General features: G+C 40.1%; 7 protein-coding genes. All 7 read right to left on the minus strand.

Annotation, left to right across the window (positions count from 1 at the left end):
- The coding region (locus AC1DPQ_RS17710) for a CIS tube protein (protein ID WP_477610401.1) at positions 1 to 179 on the minus strand (179 nt) is incomplete at its 3' end.
- Between the two features lie 2 nt (positions 180 to 181).
- Positions 182 to 343: a DUF5908 family protein gene (locus AC1DPQ_RS17715; protein WP_477610398.1), complete on the minus strand. Its 162-nt coding sequence runs from the start codon at positions 341 to 343 to the stop codon at positions 182 to 184.
- Between the two features lie 11 nt (positions 344 to 354).
- Positions 355 to 822 carry a phage tail protein gene (locus AC1DPQ_RS17720; protein WP_029274652.1) on the minus strand — a complete coding sequence of 156 codons (468 nt, stop codon included), beginning with the start codon at positions 820 to 822 and terminating at the stop codon, positions 355 to 357.
- Positions 823 to 827: 5 nt separating this feature from the next.
- Entirely contained in the window at positions 828 to 1,262 is a 435-nt protein-coding gene (locus tag AC1DPQ_RS17725) for a phage tail protein (RefSeq protein WP_131031004.1), read from the minus strand.
- 21 nt (positions 1,263 to 1,283) lie between these two features.
- Positions 1,284 to 2,729, minus strand: a complete 1,446-nt coding sequence (locus AC1DPQ_RS17730; protein ID WP_477583694.1) for a phage tail sheath family protein — start codon at positions 2,727 to 2,729, stop codon at positions 1,284 to 1,286.
- Between the two features lie 4 nt (positions 2,730 to 2,733).
- Positions 2,734 to 4,515, minus strand: a complete 1,782-nt coding sequence (locus AC1DPQ_RS17735; RefSeq protein ID WP_477610399.1) for a phage tail sheath family protein — start codon at positions 4,513 to 4,515, stop codon at positions 2,734 to 2,736.
- Positions 4,516 to 4,532: 17 nt separating this feature from the next.
- Positions 4,533 to 4,850, minus strand: a 318-nt coding sequence (locus AC1DPQ_RS17740; protein ID WP_477610400.1) for a hypothetical protein, incomplete at its 5' end; no start/stop codon positions are given.

A 4,850-nucleotide genomic window follows, 5' to 3' on the forward strand; every position in this document is an offset into this window, starting at 1 on the left:
GCAGCATTTACAGGCGCATCATGATCGAGTTCATTTTTGTAATCGATAAAATAAGTATTGGGATTATACAATACCTTAAAGGTTTCGATTGGCGAACCCGAAAAGTTATTGTCAGAATAAACATCTATTACGAGTTTTTCTAAATTACCCAATTCATCATGAAGCTGACTTAAAGCCATAGTTACCTCTCATTCTTATTTTTGATCTGTAATCTCAATTCCTCCAATGCCTTTTTCATTTTCTTATCTGTAGCTGTTTGACCGGTTCTGCCTGGCACTGTAGATCCGGCTACATTGTTGGTTACCGTTGCGGTAATGTTTAATTCTCTAATTTCTACTGGCATATTTTAGTACTTTAAATTTCTACCCGCCTGAAATATTGATGTGCAAACTCGATACTTTCGATCACCAAGCCATTTTGTTGTGCGTTAAAACCTTCTATCGACCACCGAATTGGATATGCATTAACAAAATTCCAGGCCTGTAAGGGTTGATGTTCATCGTTAAGCAAAATCAAGGTGATATCTTTCGGGCTAAACGTAAAACTTTCTACACACTCTTTAAACCACTGCATTGCTTTAGAGTTAAACAATAAACCACGCTTTAGCGTAAGGTTACTGTAGGTTACTGCCGTTGGGAGTTTATGCGCAAAACGGTTTTCTCCACCTTCCTTATATTCTTCGGTAGCAATGCTCGATTCTAAACCGGTGGCATCTGTAAAACCTATATCGTCTACGCCATCATAAGATAAGCCCTCTATCTGCAATAGAAAATGAAAACCAACTGGAGGATTTGGCGATGGTGAATTGGATATAGAGAACATATAACCTAGGTAAATTCGATGCTTAAACCTTCATGTGCTAGCTCAACTGTTTCTATAGCAACCTCGTTCCCGGTAGAATTTAGTGTTGGTCCGTCTACTTTTGATGGCCAGGCCTGCCTAACTTTCCAAACCACCACCGGTTCGTGACTTTCGTTCAGCAAACTAATGGTGAGGTCTCTCCGTTCTATTTTATTTAAACTAACGGTGTTAAACCATTGAAAAAGTTCATTATCACCTTTGGTTATGCCTCTTTTCATCGAAATCGCAGTGTACTGCTGCATTCCCGGCATTTTAGTAACATGGTATTCTGGTGAGTTTCCTTCGCGATAATCTATCGATTGGGTTTCCACCGTTAAACCACTAACTTCTGTAAAACCAATTCGCGAGCCGCCCCATTCCACCTGAAAGTGAAATACCGGCAATGGATAAGTATTTGCCATAATTTTATAATTTATGATGAATTATTCTTGTAGTTTATGTGAGAATTTCAGGATGATAAATTCTGCTGGCCTCACAGCTGCCATACCTATCTCCACATTCATTCTACCCTCTAAAATATCAAGGGAAGTCATGGTAACACCCAAGCCTATGCGAACAAAATAGGCATCATCGGGTTTTGCCCCCTGCAATGCACCCTGGCGCCATAGCTGGTTTAAAAAATTCTCGCACATGGCTTTTACACGCAGCCAGGTATTGGCATCATTTGGTTCGAAAACAACAAATTCCGTGGCTTTTTTAACGCTTTCTTCTACAAAATTGTAAAAACGCCTTACTGAAATGTATCTCCATTCGTTATCGTTTCCAGCCAAGGTTCGGGCACCCCAAACCAACGTGCCTTTGCCAGTAAAAAAGCGGATTACATTTATTGATTTACCTGTAGTTGGATCTATGTTTAGTGTTTCCTGTTGTTGTGCGGTCACTTTTAATGATGGTCCAGTAACCATTTTTACACTCTCGTTGGCAGGTGCCTTCCATACTCCACGATTGTTATCAACCCTGGCCATTATACCTGCAACAGCACTCGATGGTGGTAAATCAATTACGTTTTTATCCATCTCGTTTGTTAAAGCACGGTAAGTATTTAAATCCATTGCTTTTATGGCTGATAAGGTTGCATCGTTGTATGGTCCGTTAGCGCCATTTACCAGATGTTTTACGACAATAGAATCGTTGTAGCCATAACTTAAAGTACTTTGTAACCAAGGATAATAAACTGCACCATATTTTAAATAATCGGCACTGATATCATCTCTAATCACTCCTGCATCGGTAAAGGGAGAATCGGATAGTACCCAGGCATCAAAAATTGCAATCCGATCCTGCAGTTTAGCACATTGTGCCAAAGCGTAATCATAGGCATCTTTATAACCCGAAGTAGCACCAAATGAAGTATGCTTATCTGTAAAAATGAGCATGGTTGGTTCATCCACTTTTGCAATTGCATCTAAACAGGCTTTAGCTTTTACGGTTGTAATGGTTGAAGCTACATCGTAATCGCCACATGAAACTATATAACAAGGGCCACCACCGTTTGCATAAAACATCTGTATAGCATAATACATGTATTTACCACTTGTGGCACTCTTTTTAGCATTACAGGTAATTACGCGTTTTACTACCTTACCAGCAACTTCTGTATCGGTTATTGTGGGGATTCCACTGGTTTCGAAAACAGTAGTTTCAGAATTGGCCCCACCAAAATACTTTTGATAATCGAGAAATGAAGTAATGCGGATGGGCGTTGGTAATTTTCCTCCTGTAGGCAGAATATTGTTTCCATTTTCATCTTTAGCAAATTCTGTTCTGCCCATAAATGCTGGAATAGCCGTTTCTACAGGTGCTATTGATGCAGGCAGTTTACTTATTTCCTCTATATAAACGCCAGGGGTTTTATAATTAGTTGCCATAATTTTAAGATTTTGCTAATAAGTGAGAAAATTTAAGAACTATAAATTCTGCTGGTCTAACTGCTGCCATTCCAATCTCGATAATCAACCGTCCTTCTAAAATATCAAGAGCCGTCATGGTGATGCCCAGACCTACATTTACAAAAAATGCATCTTCAGGTTTTGCACCAGCCAAAGCCCCTTGTCGCCACAGTTGATTTAAGAAATTCTCGCACATGGTTTTTACCCGCATCCATGTTTTGGCATCATTGGGCTCAAAAACCACAAACTCCGTGGCTTTCTTTATCGATTCTTCAACCATAATAAAAAGCCGCCTTACGGGCACGTAGCGCCATTCATTATCATTCCCGGCCAATGTTCTGGCTCCCCAAACCAAGGTTCCCCTACCTGCAAATTTTCTGATTACATTAATACTTTTTCCTGATGTTGCATCTACATTCAGGTAATCTTGTTCTTCATCGCTTATTGTAATCAGTGGTTTATCAACCGTAAGCACACTTACATTGGCTGGCGCTTTCCATACACCACGTTCGTTATCTACCCGGGCCATAATACCTGCAACTATACCCGAAGGATAAAGTGGAACCGTATACGCATCAAGCGCTGCTTTTATCTGATTGAATAAGGCAAAATCGTTGCTATCAAACCCACCCTTTAAAAATGGCGCACTTAAGGTTATGCGAGGGATATTTCCTTTTGGATCATAAACAATGGGGATAGCATTTCCGGCATTGCCAGCTGCTTTAGCAGTGATGGTTACTACAGCTAAATTTGCAACAACATCTACCAAAGTCATTAAATCGGTATTACCTGCAATTGCGGCTCTTAAAGCTGCTGCTGTAGCGGTTTCGTCGGCACCAATTACAATGCCGCCTGTACCTCCAAAAGTAAAGCTAAACCCTGCTATGGCAATAGAATGCCCGGTTAAAGTAATACCCCCTATGGTTATTGTACCTGTGGCTTTTATTGCAGTAACCGCATCTTTTTCAACAATTTTGGTAATTGCTTTTTTGGTATTTACAACTTTCTTATAAATACCCAGGTTACTTCCGCCACGGTTATCGGCTGCAATTTTTATGTTTTCGTCAGTTACCCGGTTATAAGTGGCTCCACTTTGTATCTGTGGATAATAGGTGGCTCCGTATTTAAGGTTATCTGCACTTACAAAATCATTTCTAAATTTATCGGCCACTAAATAAGCTGTTGTTAAGCCTGCTTGTGGCGTATCCATTATGGTAAAACGGTCTTGCAGTTTGGCACATTGTGCCAGCATGGCATCGTTTAATTCTTTAATATCAGCACCTGAAGTTAAAGCTGTAATTTCGGGGATCAGCAGGAGTGTAATTTCATCTTCCCGCTCGCAGGCCTGTAAACCAAGTTTTAGTTCAGACTTTGTTATATCTGGTGTATCTTCGAAGTCACCCACCGAAACAACCCAGCAAGGGCCACCCCCATTTTCGTAAAACATTTTTACATGATAATATAAGATATAGCCAGAAACTGTTGTGGCCGGAGTAACATCAATCTTTGGTATTAATTTACCCGGTTCGGGTTCATTAATGGTTACTTCCAGTACTTCCGGAAAGGCACCACCAAAGAAAACTTCAAACTCTAACAGAGAGGTAATACGCACTGGAGAATTGATAGCGAAAGCCACGCCGTTTTTCTCCCGCTTTGCGGTATATCCGATAAAGCCTGGTATTGCTGTTTCTACTTGTGCAATAGATGGGGGTATTGTCGAAATCTCTTCAATATATACTCCTGGATGTTTATATGTTAGCGCCATATCATCATGAATTATTTTTAAACATATACATATATTCTACTGTCCTCTCCCGCTTGTTTTTCGGGCATTGGGTTTGGCAAATTCTTGGTTAAAATAACTTCTGTTCCTCCATCCTTTTTACTCAGTTCTAAGCCCACTTTTACCTTTTGATAAAAAGGAATCTTAACATTGCTTTTGAAGAGCAATATATCCGCATCGGCTATTTTATTAATCGGATCGGGATCATTGGCAGGCACCGGATTCCCGGCAARAGTATATTTGGCATAAGCCGGAATGCCGCCAGGTGTACCATCCAAACTTTTATCTTTCACTAATAAATCAAAATCATCTAAATC

Source organism: Pedobacter sp. 01T416_2 (assembly GCF_056398925.1).

What these genes read in the sequence shown, in the direction of transcription:
- AC1DPQ_RS17715 (WP_477610398.1), bottom strand. Translation starts at nt 343, where the DNA reads ATGCCAGTAGAAATTAGAGAATTAAACATTACCGCAACGGTAACCAAC.
- AC1DPQ_RS17720 (WP_029274652.1), bottom strand. Translation starts at nt 822, where the DNA reads ATGTTCTCTATATCCAATTCACCATCGCCAAATCCTCCAGTTGGTTTT.
- AC1DPQ_RS17725 (WP_131031004.1), bottom strand. Translation starts at nt 1,262, where the DNA reads ATGGCAAATACTTATCCATTGCCGGTATTTCACTTTCAGGTGGAATGG.
- AC1DPQ_RS17730 (WP_477583694.1), bottom strand. Translation starts at nt 2,729, where the DNA reads ATGGCAACTAATTATAAAACCCCTGGCGTTTATATAGAGGAAATAAGT.
- AC1DPQ_RS17735 (WP_477610399.1), bottom strand. Translation starts at nt 4,515, where the DNA reads ATGGCGCTAACATATAAACATCCAGGAGTATATATTGAAGAGATTTCG.